Origin of the sequence: Kitasatospora sp. NPDC087315, assembly GCF_044744345.1 — a bacterium.
GTDB lineage: Bacteria > Actinomycetota > Actinomycetes > Streptomycetales > Streptomycetaceae > Kitasatospora.
In genome coordinates this window covers 237,161-252,284 of record NZ_JBIUYD010000001.1, presented here as the reverse complement: position 1 = coordinate 252,284, position 15,124 = coordinate 237,161, and the positions used below count along the sequence as shown (strand labels likewise).

Sequence of the window (15,124 nt, the reverse complement as noted above, 5' to 3'; positions counted from 1 at the left end):
CGGGGTGCGGCTGTTCTGTCGCGCTGCGGGCGGAGCCTGGTCAGCCGGCCGGGACGAGAACCAGGCAGGCGTTCTGGCCGCCGAATCCGAAGGAGTTGGAGAGGACGGGGGCGGGCCGGACGGAGCGCGGCGCGCCGCGGACCAGGTCCACCAGGTCGGCCTCCGCGCTGGAGCGGAGGTTGGCGATCGGCGGGACCACCCCCCGGGCGGCGCAGAGCAGGCCCAGCACGGCCTCCAGGGCTCCCGAGCCGCCGATCAGATGGCCGGTGACGCCCTTGGAGGCGGTGAGCGGCGGCGGCTGCCCGGCGAAGCAGCGGTCGACCGCCCGGGCCTCGGCACGGTCGTTGAGGAGCGTCGAGGTGCCGTGGGCGTTGATGTGGCCGATGTCGGCGGTGGACAGCCCCGCGTCGGCGATGGCCTGCCGCATGCACCGGGCGGCGGTCCCCCCGTCCTCCTGCGGGGCCACGATGTGGGAGGCGTCGCAGGTGTCGGCGTAACCGGCGACCTCGCCGTAGATCCGCGCGCCCCGGGCGAGGGCGGCGTCCCAGCGTTCGAGGACGAGCACGGCCGCGCCCTCGCCCATGACGAAGCCGTCCCGGTCGGTGTCGAACGGACGGCTGGCCAGCTCGGGTTCAGTGTTCCTGGTGGACATCGCCCGCATCCGCGCGAACGCCCCCACGACGACGGTGGTGACGGCCGAGTCGACGCCCCCGGCCAGCGCCACGTCGAGCTCCCCGTACCTGACCTTCCGGGCGGCCTCGCCGACGGCGGTGGTACCGCTGGCACAGGCGCTGGAGTACGTGGTGCAGGGGCCCTGGAAGCCGTACCGCATGGCCAGTCGGCAGGCCGGCGAGTTGGCCATGGTGCGGGGCACGGTGTGCACCGGCATGTCCCTGGGCCGGTCGCCGTGGCTCAGGGTGACGGCCTCCATGCTCGGCAGGCCGCCGATGCCGGTGCCGATCTGCACCCCCACCCGGTCCGGCGGCAGTCCGGCCGGCAGGGTGGCGTCGGCCACGGCGTCGGCGGCCGCGCAGAGCAGCAGTTGGGTGGTGCGGTCGATCTGGCGCGACTCACGGCGGGTGAGGTAGGCGTCGAGGTCGAACGGCGGTACCAGGCAGGCGAACTGGACCGGGTGGTCCTGCTCGGCCAGCCACCCGGCGACGGTGGCGGCGGTGCGGTCGGCCTTCAGTACGGTGGTGAACGCCTCCTCCGGGTCGTTGCCCGCCGGTGACTTCACGCCGATGCCGGTGACGGCGACGCGGTGTCCGCCCGAACGGTGACGGCCGGTCATGCGGGCTCCGCCGTGCGGATCCGGAGCAGGTCGATGGCCTGACCCACGTTCTGCGCGGCGGTCAGGTCCGCCACCTCGATCCGCAGTTTCAGGGCCCGTTCCAGCCGGGCTCCGATCTCCATCAGTTCCAGGCTGTCGATGCCGTAGTCGGCCAGCAGGCTGGTCCGCTCGTGCACCTCCTCCACCTCGGTGCCGAGCACATCCGAGATGGTGGTCCTGACCAGCAGGGCCAGGTCCTCGCGTGTGGGCATGTCCGTCGTTCCTTTCCGATACGGGGCGGTGCGGGTCGGTGCGGGCGGGCGGGTCCCGTCCGGTCGGGTCCGGTCGGGTCGGGTGTGGTGTCAACCCGCCGCGGTCGCGGCGATCGCGGCGTCGAGGATCCCGATCGCCTCCGCGATCTCCGCTCCGGTGCCGACCAGTGGGGGCAGCAGGCGCACGGTGGTCGGCCGGCCCAGGCAGGGCGAGACCAGCAGCCCGGCACCGGCCAGCTCGACCACGACCGCGCCGGCCGCCCGGGGCGTGGCGAAGTCGATCCCCCGGAGCAGGCCCCGGCCGCGCACCTCGGTCACCACACCCGGGTAGCGCTGCCCGAGACCGTCCAGCGCGAGGTCCAGAAGACGGGACAACTCGGCCCCGTGGCCGGCCAGTTCCTCGATCGCGGCGAGGGCCGCCGGCAGCGCCGCGCAGCTCAGCGGATGGCCGCCGAACGTGGCGGAGTGCAGGAACGGGTCGGCGGCCAGCGGGGCGTACATCCGCTCGGAGCAGAGCAGCGCGGACAGCGGCACCACCCCGCCGCCCAGCGGCTTTCCGAGCAGCACCGCGTCGACGGGGAGGCCGTCGGCGAGGGCGACCGACCGCTCGCCGCACCGGCGCAGCCCGCACTGGATCTCGTCCGCGATGGCGAACGCGCCGTGCCGGTGGGCGTCCTCGCACCACTGGCGCAACACCTCGGCCGACAGCGGGACGGCACCGTTCTCGCCCTGGACGGGCTCGAAGACGACGGCGGCCACATCGCCGGCGGAGGCCTCGCGGAGCACCGCGTCCGGGTCCTCCGGGTCCAGATGGACGACGTCCACCGCACAGCCGCGCAGGCCCACCCGGTAGAGCGGGCTGTGGGTCAGCGCGAGCGCGCCGAGCGACTTGCCGTGGAAGCCGCCGCGCACCGCCAGGACCCGGGCCCGGCCGGTGGCGAGCCGGGCCAGCTTGACCGCGACCTCCACCACGTCGGCACCGTTGAGGCCGAAGTAGACCTTCGGCAGCGCGTCGCCCAGGTAGCCGGCGAGGCAGGCCGCCGCCCCGGCCGCGACCGGGTTGGCCAGGCTGCGGGTGGAGGTCGGCATGGTGTCGAGCTGCCGCCGGACGGCGGCCACCACCGCCGGGTGGCGGTGGCCGAGCAGGGTGACGGCGTACGAGCCGAAGTCCAGCGCCGAGCGGCCGTCGGAGAGCGTCACCCGGCACCCGCCGGCGGACTCCTCGACGGCTCCGCGCCCGGCGAAGCTGCCGGTCAGGGCGAGCTTCGGGGAGAGGTGGCGGCGCAACTGGTCGAACACCCCGGTGGCGGTGGCCGGGGCGGTGGAGGCGGCGGTGGCTGGCCCGGCCGCAGGCGCGGCGGTCACGGCGCGACCGCCGGGTCGAGCGGGCGGTGGGTGCCGGCGGCGGGCGCGGCCCCCAGCAGCCGCTGTTCGAGGGCGGCCAGCATCTGGGCGGCGTTCTCCCTGAGGGCGTCCGCGGCCACCGGGTTGAGCATCGCGGCGAGCAGCGGGATGCCGATGTCGAAGTCGACGTGCAGGGAGACGGTGCTGCCGCCGCCCGGTGCCGGGCGGACGGCCCAGTGGCCGGCGAAGTGTCCGAGGTCACCGCTCACCTGGTGGAAGGAGAAGCGGCGGGCCTCGGGGTCGATCACCTCGGCCTCGGTCCAGTGCAGGACCGATCCCTTGAGGCGGACCGACCACGCGGTCGTCCGGTGCCGGTCGTCGGTCCGGTCGGTGACCACCACCGAGTCGACGCTCTCCATGCAGTCCGGGTAGCTCTCCACGTCGACCACCGCCGCCCAGGCGGTGTCGGGCGGAACCTCGATGGGCAGATCCACTTCCACGCGTGGCATGGCTTCACCTTTCTCCGTCGGGGGCGGCCGGCACGCCGACCGGTGGGCCGGCCGCCGGACCGGCCGCCGGAGCGAGCGGGCCCGGACCGGCCGGGGCGTTCGGGCCCAGGGCCTCGGCCACCGAGGCGGCCAGGGCGGGCGGGAGCAGCCGCCGCAGCACGGCGCGGGGCAGCGGCCGGACGTGGGTCATCGCGTGCCGCTGTTCGACCAGGTCGCAGCCGAGTTCGAGTTTCGGCTCGTACGCCGTCTGGGCGAAGCGGATGTGGCGGCAGCCCGCCTCGATCGCGAGCCGGATCGCCGCGTAGTGCACGTTGTGGTAGAGCCGGGCCTCGTGGGCAAGGCGGTAGTCGAGACCGATCCTGGCGCCGACGGCTCCCGACCCGGCGAAGAGGCAGAGCAGGAACGCGACCAGCCGGTCCCCCTCGAAGCAGGCGACCAGCCGGCGGTCCGGGTCGGTGCCGGCGTGCACGGCGGCCAGGAAGGAGCCGTCGAGGACGTCGAGGGTCTGGTCGGCGCGCGCCATCACCTGCCGGTAGAGGGCGAGCACCTGGGGCAGCAGGTGCCCGAAGTCGTCGAGGACCTCGATCCGCAGGTCCGGCCGGGCCTGGAACTTGCGGATCTTGCTGCGGGCGTTGCGCCGCGGCTTGGCCGGCAGCGCGGCGACGTAGTCGTCGAACGAGCCGTACCCGAGGCGGAGTTCGGTGTCGGGCAGGCCCGGGGCGAAGAAGAAACCGGACTCCTCCAGGGCCGGGCGCAGCCGGTCCAGCTCGGCCGGGGCGAAGTCCTTGAAGAGGACGGTGCCCAGCCGCTCCCGCCGGGCGAAGTCGAGCACCGCGCGCACCAGCAGCCGGCCGGCCTCCTCGTCCAGCGGGCCCGGGGCCAGGACGTGCCCCTGGCCCAGCAGGTTGCCGCAGAACAGCATCGGCACCCGCAGCAGCCGCGGCGCCACCCGGCGGACGGGCGCCAGCAGCCGGCGCTCGCGCGGGCCGACCACGTGGTCCAGCCGGAGCTCCCGGAACAGGGAGAGCGGCAGCACCGCGACCACCTGGCCGGCGCGGCGCACCACCAGGCAGGCATAGCCGTCGGGCCCGACGGAGGAGTGCGCCAGCGCGGTGAAGACGCCGCGGGCCCACATCGGGTCGTCGCCGGGGGCGAGTTCCGCCCACAGTTCGCGGGGCAGCGCGTCGACGCCGGGAAGGATCTCGACGCGGTAGCCGGGGTGGCGGGCGGCGGCCGGGTCCATCGAGGTCACCTGCTCACGGGTCGGAGGGACGGGTCGGGGTGGCGGGTCGGGGCGCGGGGTGGGGCGCGGATCACGGATCCGGGCCGGGAGGCGCGGGCCGGATCCGGGGACGGACGTCAGCCGATCCGCAGCGGGCGGCCGTCCAGGAAGTCGCGCAGCGGGCGGGCCATCCGGTTCCGGGACGGCGGGTGGAAGGTCAGGCCGACGGCCGCCGACGCCAGGTAGGAGCCGTCGGGCGAGCCGATGAACGCCATGCCGCCCAGCGCCGCCAGGCAGGTCCTGGTGGTGCGGGCGATCGCGTCCTGGGCCGCGTACCTGGCGGTCAGCGCCCGGACGAGCAGGGCGTCGCCCCACTCCTCGTCCTCCATCGCGCGGGCGACCGCCTCGACCGCGAGCATCGCGGCCTCGACCCCCACCAGGTACGGGGTCGGGTCCTCCTCGGCGCCGCCCGGCCGGTTCAGGACCCGTTCCACCAGGGCGCTGGCCACCCCGAGATAACCCGCCGTCAGCAGCAGCTCGAACCAGAGGAACCCGGCCACGTTCAGCGAGTCCGGGACGGCGTCGGCGGTGACGTCGGTGAGCACCACCATCTGCGGGTCGAGTTCCACCTCGGTGAGCACCACCTGGTCGCTTTCGGCGCCGGCCAGGACCGGGGTCCGCCAGAAGGGCCGTACCTCGATCCCCGGGGTGTCGGCCGGGACGAGCGCGACGGCGAGCCGGTCGACGCCGTCCTCGTCGGCCATGGTGACGGAGGCCGTCAGCAGGTCCATCGAGCGCGAGAGGCTGCAGGGCATCTTGCTGCCGTTCAGCACGATGCGGTCGCCGCGCCGTTCGGCGGTGATGTGCGGCCGGAGGATGTTCTGGCCGGTGTTGCCCTCGGCGAAGCCCGAGGCCAGCAGCAGCCGGTCGGTCGCGACCGCCTCCAGCAGCTGGCCCTCCAGCCCGCTGCCGTACTTGGCGGCCTCGACCAGGCCGGCGACCGAGAAGTGGTGCATGGTGGTGGCCACCGCCAGCGAGGGGCAGCGGGCGCCGACGGCCCGCTGCACCCGGACGGCCTGCAACGCGGTCGCGCCCGAGCCGGCGTTCTGGGCCGGTACCAGCAGCCCGGGGCCACCGGCCTCCCGGAACGCCCGGATCGCCGGGCTGGGCGCGCTCTCCAGCTCCGCCAGCGGGTGTCGGGCGAGCGCCGTGTCGAGTCCGGGCAGGAAGGTCTCGAGCGTCGCGCGTTCGAGGTGCAGGAAGTTCACGGGAGGCCCTTCGGGGGACGGCTGTGCGGGAGTGCGGGCGGGCGGCGGCCGGCCGCCGGGCCGCTAACCGGTGGCGGCCAGGGGGAGGTCGTCGAACGAGCGGAGGCTGACGGCGGCCCGCCGCACCGGTGGGCCGGCGATCGCGAGATCCGGGAATCTGTCCAGGAGTTGACCGAGCAGGGCGGCGCCCTCCAGGCGGGCGAGCGCCGCGCCCAGGCAGTAGTGCGCCCCGGCGCCGAAGCTGAGCACCCTGGTGTCCGGCCGCCGGACGAGGAAGGCGTCCGGATCGCGGTGCCGGGCGGGATCGCGGTTGGCCGCGGCGAGCACCACGGTCACGCTTCCTCCCGCGGGCACCGCCGTGCCGGCGAGCACCAGGGGGCGGGCGGCGATGCGTTCGGTCATCATCACCGGCGAGTCCCACCGGAGCGACTCCTCGACGGCACCGGGCCTGAGCGCGGGGTCGGCGCGGACCAGGGCCAGCTGGACCGGGTGGGTCAGCAGGGCGAACACCATCAGGCCGAGCAGACCGGTGGTGGTCTCGAAACCGGCGACGAACACCAGCAGCAGGAGGTCGACCAGCTCCCGCTCCGTCAGCCGCGCCTCGGGGGCGCCCCGCTGGTCGAGCAGGGCCGAGGCGAGGTCCTCGGCCGGGCGGGAACGGCGCTCGCGCAGCAGGGCGGCGAAGTACTCCCGCAGCGCCACGACCGCGCGGTCGGCGCGGTCCCAGTCCTCCGGGGTGCGCACCGGCTCCAGCAGCCGGCTGGCTCCCCGGCCCAGTTCGTCGAACTGCCCCTGCTCCTCCCGGGGGACGCCGATGAGCTGCCCGACCACCGCGACCGGGAGCGGATACCCCACCAGTTCCTGGAAGTTCGCCGCACCGCCGCCGGAGGTCGCGTCGGCGAACCGGTCCAGCAGCCCGGCGGTGATCCGCTCGACCGCCGCCCGCAGCGCCGCCACCCTCCGGGCGGTGAACGCGCCGGCCACCGGCCGCCGCAGGCGCTCGTGGTCCGAGCCGTTGCGGGCGAGCATCGAGGAGTAGAAGAAGTCCGCGGCCGGATGCCCCGGCCACTCCGGTAGTGCGTGGGCACACCACTCCCGGTCGGGCACCAGGAAACCGGGATCGGCCAGCACGCTCTGGCAGTCGTCGAACCGCGTCAGAAAGCGCGTCCCGAAAGTCTCATGATAGTGAATCGGGTCGATTCTCCGGATTTCGGCCAGCAGCGGATAAGGATTGCTCCTGCCGTCCGCCGTGAAAATCGAAAAAAGAGTCGACTCCGTATCCACCAGCCCCGCCCTCGACTCCCGCCGACCACACCGAGGCCGCCAGGCGGCGGCACGAACAGTTCGCCAATACTCCAGGGGAGGCTAGTCGAGATATACGGCGGGCGCCACGACATACGCGCCCGAATTCACCGGCATATTGATCCTATAATCACCTCTGCCATTCTCCGGGAATTCCCGGCCGGGCGGCCGGTGGCCCCGACCGGGAACGGCATCGCGGGCCGGTCGAACACCGACCGTCCGACGTCAACCCCACTCCCCCGGAGTGTCTCCACGGGCGCGCGGACTCGGTAGCCTTCGCGGGCGACCCAGGGCCGTCCACCGTCGGCCTGGGCCGGAAGGAGGCCGAATCCCATGAGTCCACCCGCCGCACGACGCCCGGCGTTCACGCTCCCGGGGGCGCGCAGGCCGGCGCGGACCGCGGATCCCGCGCCGCCCGGGGCGCCGGCGCTCCAGGCCGCAGGCCGAACAGCGCGAGGGACGCACCGGCGGACCGGCGCGCCCGCCCCCACCCCCGCCGCGGGCGGTCCGGCCCGCCCGATACCGCCCTCATCCGTACCGGCACACGGGCACTGAACCCCCGTACGACACCCCGCGTCCACACCCGGACGGCGGTACCGGACGCCCGACCCAATGTGTCCGGTGCCGTCCGTACCCACCCGACCCGACGTCCGATCAGATGTCCGACCGGGCCCGAAACGCCCGTGTTGACCGGCCAGTAGCACGCTCCTATGCTCGTCCGCGTTCGCGTTCGCGTTCGCGATCCGGCACCGGGGCCGGGGCCGCCGAGGCCCGCCCGGCCGGAGCCGCCATCGGCTCGAAGGGCTCCTCCCATCAGCACCTCCATCGACCCAGTGGACAACGCGCGGGACGCCACGGCCCCCGAGGCCGGGTGCGGCACGGCCCGGGACGGCGTCACCCCCCGCGTCCCCGGGCCGCCCCACCGGAGGCCGCCGGCCGCCCGCCGCCGCTTCCTCACCTATCTGCTCGCCGCCCCGACCCTCACCGTCGCCGCCGGGCTCGGCCGGGACACCGCCCCGTCGGCCGCCGGCGCCGTCGGCCGCCCCGAAGGGCCTTCCGGCGGGGTCAGGTTGCCCGGCGTGTCCGGCGTCCCCGACGTGCTCAGCCTCGGCGACGCGCTCATCGTGGCCGGGCTGCCGACCTCCCACCTCCTCGTGCTGGAGATCACCACCGCCGGGCGCGCCGTGCTCCACCTCCCCCGGCTCGAAGTCGGCCAGGGCCTCACCACCAGCGTCGCGATGCTGGTCGCCGACGAACTCGACGCCCGGCTGACCGACGTGGACGTCCCGCTCTCCGACGGCCGCCCGGACCTCCTGTTCAACCAGCTCACCGGCGCGTCCAACTCGGTCCGCTCGCTGTACGACCCGGTGCGCGCCGCGGCCGCCGGGGCCCGTGCCCGGCTGGTGACCGCCGCCGCGCAGCGCTGGGGACTGCCCGCCGCCGGCCTGCGCACCGCCGGCTCCGCCGTCCTCGCCCCCGACGGCCGCCGGGCCGGCTACGGCGAACTCGCCACGGCGGCGGCCGCGATCGCCACCCCGGCCGTGCCCGCCACCCCCAAACCGCCCGACCGGCTGCGCCTGGTGGGCCGGCCGACCGGCCGGATCGACGCCCGTGACATCGTCACCGGCCGCGCCAAGTACGCCGGGGACCTGACCGTCCCCGGCGCCGTGCCCACCGTGGTCGCCCGCCCCCCGACCATCAACGGCACCCTCGGATCCCTGGACGCCGCCACCGCCCGCACCATGCCCGGCGTCCTCGGCGTGGTCACCATCCCCACCGGTGTGGCCGTCCTCGCCGAGACCTTCGACCAGGCCCTCAGGGCCCGCGACGCGCTCCGCACCACCTGGAACCCCGGCCCGCTCGCCGCGCTCTCCGACGCCGGGATCCGGACCCGGCTGCGCGCCGCCCACGCGCCGTTCCTCGTCCCGCCGCTGCTCACCCACCAGGTGGACGGCGAGTTCGACTTCGCGTTCGTCAACCACGCGCCGCTGGAGGTGCTGACGGCCGTCGCCGACGTCCGTGCCAACCGCGCCGAGGTGTGGTTCGCCTCCCAGACCCCGGTCATCGCCCAGCAGACCATCGCCGCCGAACTCGGCCTGCCGCAGAGCGCCGTGACCATCCACGTGGTGCGCGGCGGCGGCTCGTTCGGCCGGCGGCTGTTCTTCGACGCCGCGCTGGAGGCCGCACTGGTCTCCAAGGCGGCCGGCCGGCCGGTCAAGCTGATGTGGACCCGCAACGACGACATGCGCCACGGCCGGATGCGCCCGGCCAGCCACCACCGGGTCCGCGCCACGTTCAGCCTCGGCGAGGTGCTCAGCTACGAACACCGGGTCGCCACCGTGCAGACCGACTTCGGGCACGGCCTCGGCGAGTTGCTGACCGCCGCCGGCTTCAGCCCCTCGGCGGCCGGGCTCAGCGCCTCCCAGGCCTTCTTCCTGCTCAGCGAGCGGAACCCGTACGACGTCGGCGTCCCCACCCAACTGCTGTCCGAGGTACCGCTGAAGATGCACACCGGGAGCTGGCGGTCGGTGTACTCGGGCACCGTCCGGGTCGCCGACGAGATCATGATGGACGAACTCGCCCAACGGCTCGGCCAGGACCCGATCGCCTTCCGGCAGGCCAGGCTGCGCCGCCCGGAGGGGCGGGCCGTCCTCGGCAGGGCGGCCCAGGCCGGCCGCTGGGGCCGCCCGATGCCCGCCGGACAGGGCCAGGGCATCGGCTACCACGAGGAGAACGGCGGGCGCGTCGCCTACCTGGTCGAGCTCGACGCCGCCGACCTGCGGCAGCCGCGCGTCACCCGGGCGGTGATCGCCGCCGACCTCGGCCAGGTGATCAACCCCCGTGGTCTGGAAGCCCAGTTGACCGGCGCGCTGGTCGACGGCATCTCGGTGATCCTCCAGGCCGGCAACCACATCGACCACGGCGCGGTCCGTGAGGGAAGCTACGCCGACTTCCGCTACGCCCGGCAGCGGCACACCCCGCCCACGGTCGAGATCCACCTCCTGCCACCGAACGGACCGCCCGGCGGCGCCGGCGAGCTGGGCGTCCCGGCGGCCTCGGCCGCGGTCGCCAACGCGTACGCCCGTGCGACCGGCACCAGCCCGCGCTCCTTCCCGATCGACTTCTGACCCCGCCCGCCCCGCGCGCCCTCCGGCACCCACGACAGCGCCGGCCGCGCCTCCCCCGAAGGGCCCGAACTCCCCATGCCCAGCCACACCTTCGTCCTCAACGGGCGGCCGGTCACCGTCGAGGCCCCCGACGACATGCCGCTGCTCTGGGTCCTGCGCGACAAGCTCGGCGTCACCGGCCCCAAGTACGGCTGCGGGGTGGGCGTCTGCCGCGCCTGCACCAGCCACCTGGACGGCGAGGAGTTCCAGCCCTGCACCCTGGCCGTCCGGGACTGCGCCGGACACAGCGTCACCACCATCGAGGGCCTGGCGGACGGCGAGACACTGCACCCCGTCCAGCAGGCCTGGCTGGAGTGCGACGTCGCCCAGTGCGGCTTCTGCCAGCCCGGGCAGATCATGACGGCGGTCGCGCTGCTGCGCCGCACCCCGGCCCCGACGGACGCGGACATCGACCAGATCCACAACATCTGCCGCTGCGGCACCTACCCCCGCATCCGCGAGGCGATCAAGAAGGCCGCGGCCCGGCGGGCAGCCACCAAGCCCTAGCCTTCGCGGTCCAGACCACCTAGGGTGATCAGCCATCAGACCGACCGATCCGAAGGGCGGATGGATGATCAGGCGCCGTTCACTGCTGGCACTCGCGGGGCTGGGCGGCGCGACGCTCGCCCTGCCCACCACCGTCGCCCAGGCCGTTCCGGCGCCCGCCCCGGCGCTTACCCCAGCACCCGCTCCGGCACCCGCCACCGGGCGGCCCCGGGCGATCACGCTGCCGGCCCCGACCGGCGACCGCCCGGTCGGCACCGTCGATCTGCACCTGGTCGACCGCTCCCGCCGGGACCCGTTCGCCCCCGTACCCGGCCCGCGCGAACTCATGGTCCAGCTCTGGTATCCGGCGCTCGGCACCGGCGGCCGCCCCCGCGCGCCGTACACCACGGCCCGGGTGGCGGCGGTCATCGACGAGATCCTGCCGGTGGACCCGGGCACGATCAGCACCGTCCGCCCGAGCGCGCACACCGGCGCGCCCGCCGTCCCCGGTCCGCTGCCGCTGCTGCTGCTCGGTCACGGCCGCACCGGCGGGCGCAGCAACTGCACCGCCCTGGCCGAGGAGTTGGCCTCCCACGGCTATCTGGTGGCGGCGATCGACCATACCTACGACGCGGCCGCCGTGGAGTTCCCGGACGGCCGGCTGGTGCGTACCGTCCTGTCGAACGACCCGCCGGACCGGGACGCCACCGAGCGCAAGGAGATCGCCGCCCGCGTGGGCGATCTCCGCTTTGTGGCCACGGAGTTGACCGCCCGCCGGCCCGGCAGGCCGTCGGTGGACCCCCGGCGGATCGGGGTGCTCGGTCACTCCATGGGCGGAGCGGCCGCCGCCGAGGCGGTCCGCCAGGATCCCCGGTTCGTGGCCGGGCTGAACCTGGACGGCGGCCTGTTCGGCTCGCCGGTGCCCGAACTCGGCCTGGACCGCCCGTTCCTGATGCTCACCTCGATCGCCGACCACGACACCTGGCAGCGCTGGCGCGAGCACCAGCGCGGCTGGGGAAGGCAGCTGAGGGTCGGCGGGGCCGGCCATCTCAGCTACACCGACCTGGTGCACGTCGCCGTCCCCGGCGGACTGCCGGGGCACGTCCCGGCCGACCTCTACGCCGCGATCATCGGCACCCTGGCCCCGGCCCGGGCGACCGAACTGACCCGCGCGTACACCCGGGCCTACTTCGACCGGTTCCTCGGGAACCGCCGGTCACCACTGCTCGACGGGCCCTCGACGCGCTTCCCGGAGATCGAGTTCCGCTGGAGCCACGGTTAGGGCTCGCCCGGAGAACGCCCACCCGGGGCGTCACCCCCGCCCCGGGTCGCGGCCGAAGAAGCCGGCCAGCCGGTCGTAGGGCGGCGCGTCCGCCGGAACGGCCACCTCTGGGCCGAACGAGTGCTTCTCCTCCTCACCCCGGTACTCGGGCCGCAGCGCGCCCCGGGCCCAGGCCAGCGAGGCGCTCGCCACCTCGTGGTCCAGGCCGTCCGTGGACTGCCCGGTGGCACGCGCCAAGTCCCAGCCGTGGACGGCGAATTCGGCGATCTGCTGGTCCACGGGGAAGCGGGCGGGCAGCTCCCCGACGCCGGGCACCACCACGACGCCGCCGAGGTCACCGGCCCGGCGCCAGGCCTCGACCAGCTCCTCCGCGCCGGCCTCGAAGGCGTGCAGCCAGTCGTCCTCCACCCGTTCGAGGGGCTGCGACCAGTCGGGTTTGCCGCCGTTCGCCCGGACGGTGAACTGCCGCAGGTCGAAGAGGAGGTGGCTGATCAACTGGCCGACGTCCCAGGACCGGCAGGCCGTCGGATGGGTGGCCAGCTCGACGCCGGCGCCGTCGATCAGCCCGGCGGTCTGGGCGAGCGCCCGGGCGAGCAGCTCGATCGGGTCTTCCGCTGCGGTCATGGCGCACCTCTCGGGTTCGGGGAGACAGGTCGAACCGGGCGATCGTAAACGCGGCCGCCGACCACCGGCCCGGCGCGACACCGCCGGGCCGGTCCTCGCCCCCGCTCCCCGCCCCGCCCCTCTCAGCGCGTCAGGCCGCGAACCCGCCGTCCACCGCGATCTCCGCACCGGTGATGTAGCGGCCGTCCTCGCCCGCCAGGTGGGCGACGGTGGCGGCGACATCGGCGCCCCGGCCGAACGTGCCGAGGGCCGTCAGTTCCCGCTGTGCCTCGGCCGCCGGGCCGTCCGCCGGGTTCATGTCGGTGTCGATCGGCCCGGGGTGGATCAGGTTGGCGGTGATCCCGCGCGGGCCCAGCTCCCGGGCCAGCGCCTTGGTGAGCCCGATCATCGCGGCCTTGCTGGTCCCGTACAGCGTGGCACCGGGGAAGGCGACCCGCTGGGCGATACAGCTGCCGATGGTGATGATCCGGCCGCCCTCGCCCAGGTGGACGGAGGCCGCCTGGGCGAACAGGAACGGTGCCCGGACGTTGATGTCCAGCACCCGGTCCACGTCGTCCGCCGCGAGCTCCGCGATCGGGCCGAGCACGCCGATCCCGGCGTTGTTGACCAGGATGTCGAGCCGCCCGAAGCGCTCGGCCACCGCCGCCACCACCGCCCGGACGTCCTGCGGGTCGGCGCTGTCCGCGCGCACCGCCCAGCCGCGCCGCCCCATCCCCGTGATCTTGGCCGCGACGGCCTCGGCCCGCTCCGCGCCGCCCCGGTAGGTCAGCGCGACATCGGCGCCCTCCTCGGCCAGTCGCAGCGCCACCGCCTCCCCGATCCCCCGGCTGCCGCCGGTCACCAGGGCCACCTTGCCGTCGAGCCTCGCCTGAACAGAAATCGTCATATCAGCAGAACTCCTCATCATGTTCTCGGACATGAATCGATCTTCTGCCGACTCCGGCCGAAGGTCCGGCGGTATTCGGACGTCGAGTTCAAGCTTCAACAATCACCTGGCGCGCCGCGCCCTGGCAGTACGGGACCACCGCGGGCTGCCCGGGTTCACCGCGCTACCGGAGACCACGATCGAGCCGGTCGGCTCGCCCGTCGCCCGTCGGTCGAGGCACCCGGCCGACCCTGACCACAGACCGAACAGCCGCCCCTCGTCGGGGGCGGCCGCTCGCACCGTTCGGATCGGGTGTCAGATGCTCAGGGTCTGGCCAGGGTAGATGAGGTCCGGGTTGCCGCCGATCGCCCTGACGTTCTTGGCGTACAGGCTCGCGGTGTCGGTGCCGAACCTGGCCGCGATGCCGCTCAGGGTGTCGCCGCTCCGGACGGTGTAGCCGCCGCCGGAGGTGTTCGTCTGCCCCTGGGCCGGCTTGGCCGGCTTCGCGGCGCCCTGCGCCTTCCCGGCCTGCGCCTTTCCGGACTGCGCCGAACCGGACCCACCGGAGGTGTTGGTCTGCCCCTGCGCGGGCTTGGCCTGCTGCGGCGCCTTGGACTTCGGGGCCTTGGCACCGGCCGGACCCTGCGCGGCCGACCGGTTCGAGGAGCCCGTCGAGCCGTTCCTGGCGGAGGAACCCGCCGAGGTGTCGACGGCCGCCGGGGCGCCGCCCTTGCTGAGGCCCGCCTTCCGGGAGCAGACCGGCCAGGCGCCCGGCCCCTGCGAGGCGAGGACCTTCTCCGCGACCGAGATCTGCTGGGCCCTGCTGGCCTGGTGGGCCTGCGGCGCGTACGCGGTGCCGCCGTACGCCTTCCAGGTGGAGGAGGTGAACTGCAGTCCGCCGGAGTAGCCGTTACCGGAGCTGATGTTCCAGTTGCCGCCGCTCTCGCACTGGGCGACGGTGTCCCAGGCGGAGGCGGGAGCGGCGGAGGCCGAGGTGGCCGTGACGAGGCCGGCCACCGGAAGGGCCGCGACGGCCCCGCCGACCAGGGCCAGACGGGCACGACGGCGGCGCGTTCCGGCGGGGGTGGCGTTGGTGGGGGTGGTGGTGGCAGCGGCGTTCTCGTGACGGAAAGTCATGAAAATCCTCTCGACAAGCCCCGGGCGGGCAGACGGAACCAGGCCCTCGCCGGGGCCGTCGTCGCGCTCACCTCACTCGTCGGGCGGTCACGCACGTGTCCGACGTGCCCTGCCGCCGCCGCCACCCCCGCTCGCCGACGGCCTGTTCGAGCCGATCGCGTCGACGGGCACGGCCCTGACGCCGGGGGTCGGCCGGCGGGCTGTGCGTCGGGGGTGAACCCGGGTGGTGCTCGTTGCACCGCCAATGAAGCTACGGGCCGTTCGGGGCCACTTCAAGCAATTCCTGGACGCTGCAGGTCAGTTGACCGTTACCGGCGGTATTGATCGAGAAAGTGTGCCCGAATTGACAGCTTTTGACCATACTTTCACGATCAAA

13 protein-coding genes are annotated in these 15,124 nt (G+C 74.6%); 3 read left to right on the top strand and 10 right to left on the bottom strand.

Annotated elements, in window-relative coordinates:
* Window positions 1–40: 40 nt before the first annotated feature.
* The 7 genes from ACIO5D_RS01040 to ACIO5D_RS01010 all read right to left on the bottom strand — a co-directional run bounded on the left by ACIO5D_RS01040 (window position 41) and on the right by ACIO5D_RS01010 (window position 7,016).
* On the bottom strand, window positions 41–1,291 hold the full coding sequence (locus ACIO5D_RS01040; protein WP_363606228.1) for a beta-ketoacyl-[acyl-carrier-protein] synthase family protein: 1,251 nt from the start codon (window positions 1,289–1,291) through the stop codon (window positions 41–43).
* Window positions 1,288–1,542, bottom strand: coding sequence for an acyl carrier protein (locus ACIO5D_RS01035; RefSeq protein WP_363606230.1), 255 nt, complete (start codon window positions 1,540–1,542; stop codon window positions 1,288–1,290). Before ACIO5D_RS01035 ends, ACIO5D_RS01040 begins: the two co-directional genes overlap by 4 nt.
* Before the next feature lie 90 nt (window positions 1,543–1,632).
* Entirely contained in the window at window positions 1,633–2,907 is a 1,275-nt protein-coding gene (locus ACIO5D_RS01030; protein ID WP_400793519.1) for an aspartate aminotransferase family protein, read from the bottom strand.
* Complete coding sequence (locus tag ACIO5D_RS01025; RefSeq protein WP_400793517.1) at window positions 2,904–3,395, bottom strand: type II toxin-antitoxin system RatA family toxin; 492 nt, start codon at window positions 3,393–3,395, stop codon at window positions 2,904–2,906. The genes ACIO5D_RS01030 and ACIO5D_RS01025 overlap by 4 nt, the downstream gene beginning before the upstream one ends.
* Before the next feature lie 4 nt (window positions 3,396–3,399).
* On the bottom strand, window positions 3,400–4,638 hold the full coding sequence (locus ACIO5D_RS01020; protein WP_400651866.1) for a GNAT family N-acetyltransferase: 1,239 nt from the start codon (window positions 4,636–4,638) through the stop codon (window positions 3,400–3,402).
* 116 nt (window positions 4,639–4,754) lie between these two features.
* Window positions 4,755–5,885 carry an acyl-CoA dehydrogenase gene (locus ACIO5D_RS01015; RefSeq protein WP_400793516.1) on the bottom strand — a complete coding sequence of 377 codons (1,131 nt, stop codon included), beginning with the start codon at window positions 5,883–5,885 and terminating at the stop codon, window positions 4,755–4,757.
* 63 nt (window positions 5,886–5,948) lie between these two features.
* A complete protein-coding gene (locus ACIO5D_RS01010) occupies window positions 5,949–7,016 on the bottom strand; it encodes a cytochrome P450 (RefSeq protein WP_363606236.1) in 1,068 nt (355 codons plus the stop codon).
* A gap of 1,004 nt (window positions 7,017–8,020) precedes the next feature.
* Between ACIO5D_RS01010 and ACIO5D_RS01005 the strand changes: the two genes are divergently transcribed.
* The 3 genes from ACIO5D_RS01005 (at window position 8,021) to ACIO5D_RS00995 (ending at window position 12,122) form a co-directional block, all read left to right on the top strand.
* Window positions 8,021–10,315: a molybdopterin cofactor-binding domain-containing protein gene (locus ACIO5D_RS01005; protein WP_400793515.1), complete on the top strand. Its 2,295-nt coding sequence runs from the start codon at window positions 8,021–8,023 to the stop codon at window positions 10,313–10,315.
* A 75-nt stretch (window positions 10,316–10,390) separates the two neighbouring features.
* Window positions 10,391–10,861, top strand: a complete 471-nt coding sequence (locus tag ACIO5D_RS01000) for a (2Fe-2S)-binding protein (RefSeq protein WP_400651664.1) — start codon at window positions 10,391–10,393, stop codon at window positions 10,859–10,861.
* A 64-nt stretch (window positions 10,862–10,925) separates the two neighbouring features.
* Entirely contained in the window at window positions 10,926–12,122 is a 1,197-nt protein-coding gene (locus ACIO5D_RS00995; RefSeq protein WP_400793514.1) for an alpha/beta hydrolase family protein, read from the top strand.
* Between the two features lie 30 nt (window positions 12,123–12,152).
* Here the strand turns inward: ACIO5D_RS00995 and ACIO5D_RS00990 are convergent, their stop codons facing one another.
* The 3 genes from ACIO5D_RS00990 to ACIO5D_RS00980 all read right to left on the bottom strand — a co-directional run bounded on the left by ACIO5D_RS00990 (window position 12,153) and on the right by ACIO5D_RS00980 (window position 14,748).
* Window positions 12,153–12,746 carry a TIGR03086 family metal-binding protein gene (locus ACIO5D_RS00990; protein ID WP_400651659.1) on the bottom strand — a complete coding sequence of 198 codons (594 nt, stop codon included), beginning with the start codon at window positions 12,744–12,746 and terminating at the stop codon, window positions 12,153–12,155.
* 130 nt (window positions 12,747–12,876) lie between these two features.
* The gene (locus ACIO5D_RS00985; RefSeq protein WP_400651657.1) at window positions 12,877–13,632 is read right to left on the bottom strand and encodes an SDR family NAD(P)-dependent oxidoreductase; all 756 of its coding nucleotides are present in this window, start codon (window positions 13,630–13,632) and stop codon (window positions 12,877–12,879) included.
* Window positions 13,633–13,926: 294 nt separating this feature from the next.
* On the bottom strand, window positions 13,927–14,748 hold the full coding sequence (locus ACIO5D_RS00980; protein WP_400793512.1) for a transglycosylase family protein: 822 nt from the start codon (window positions 14,746–14,748) through the stop codon (window positions 13,927–13,929).
* Between the last annotated feature and the right edge of the window lie 376 nt (window positions 14,749–15,124).

Excerpts from the sequence above, each read along its gene's own strand:
- ACIO5D_RS01040 (WP_363606228.1), bottom strand. The coding sequence starts at position 1,291 with ATGACCGGCCGTCACCGTTCGGGCGGACACCGCGTCGCCGTCACCGGC.
- ACIO5D_RS00990 (WP_400651659.1), bottom strand. The coding sequence starts at position 12,746 with ATGACCGCAGCGGAAGACCCGATCGAGCTGCTCGCCCGGGCGCTCGCC.
- ACIO5D_RS01035 (WP_363606230.1), bottom strand. The coding sequence starts at position 1,542 with ATGCCCACACGCGAGGACCTGGCCCTGCTGGTCAGGACCACCATCTCG.
- ACIO5D_RS00980 (WP_400793512.1), bottom strand. The coding sequence starts at position 14,748 with ATGACTTTCCGTCACGAGAACGCCGCTGCCACCACCACCCCCACCAAC.
- ACIO5D_RS01000 (WP_400651664.1), top strand. The coding sequence starts at position 10,391 with ATGCCCAGCCACACCTTCGTCCTCAACGGGCGGCCGGTCACCGTCGAG.
- ACIO5D_RS00985 (WP_400651657.1), bottom strand. The coding sequence starts at position 13,632 with ATGACGATTTCTGTTCAGGCGAGGCTCGACGGCAAGGTGGCCCTGGTG.
- ACIO5D_RS01020 (WP_400651866.1), bottom strand. The coding sequence starts at position 4,638 with ATGGACCCGGCCGCCGCCCGCCACCCCGGCTACCGCGTCGAGATCCTT.
- ACIO5D_RS01025 (WP_400793517.1), bottom strand. The coding sequence starts at position 3,395 with ATGCCACGCGTGGAAGTGGATCTGCCCATCGAGGTTCCGCCCGACACC.
- ACIO5D_RS00995 (WP_400793514.1), top strand. The coding sequence starts at position 10,926 with ATGATCAGGCGCCGTTCACTGCTGGCACTCGCGGGGCTGGGCGGCGCG.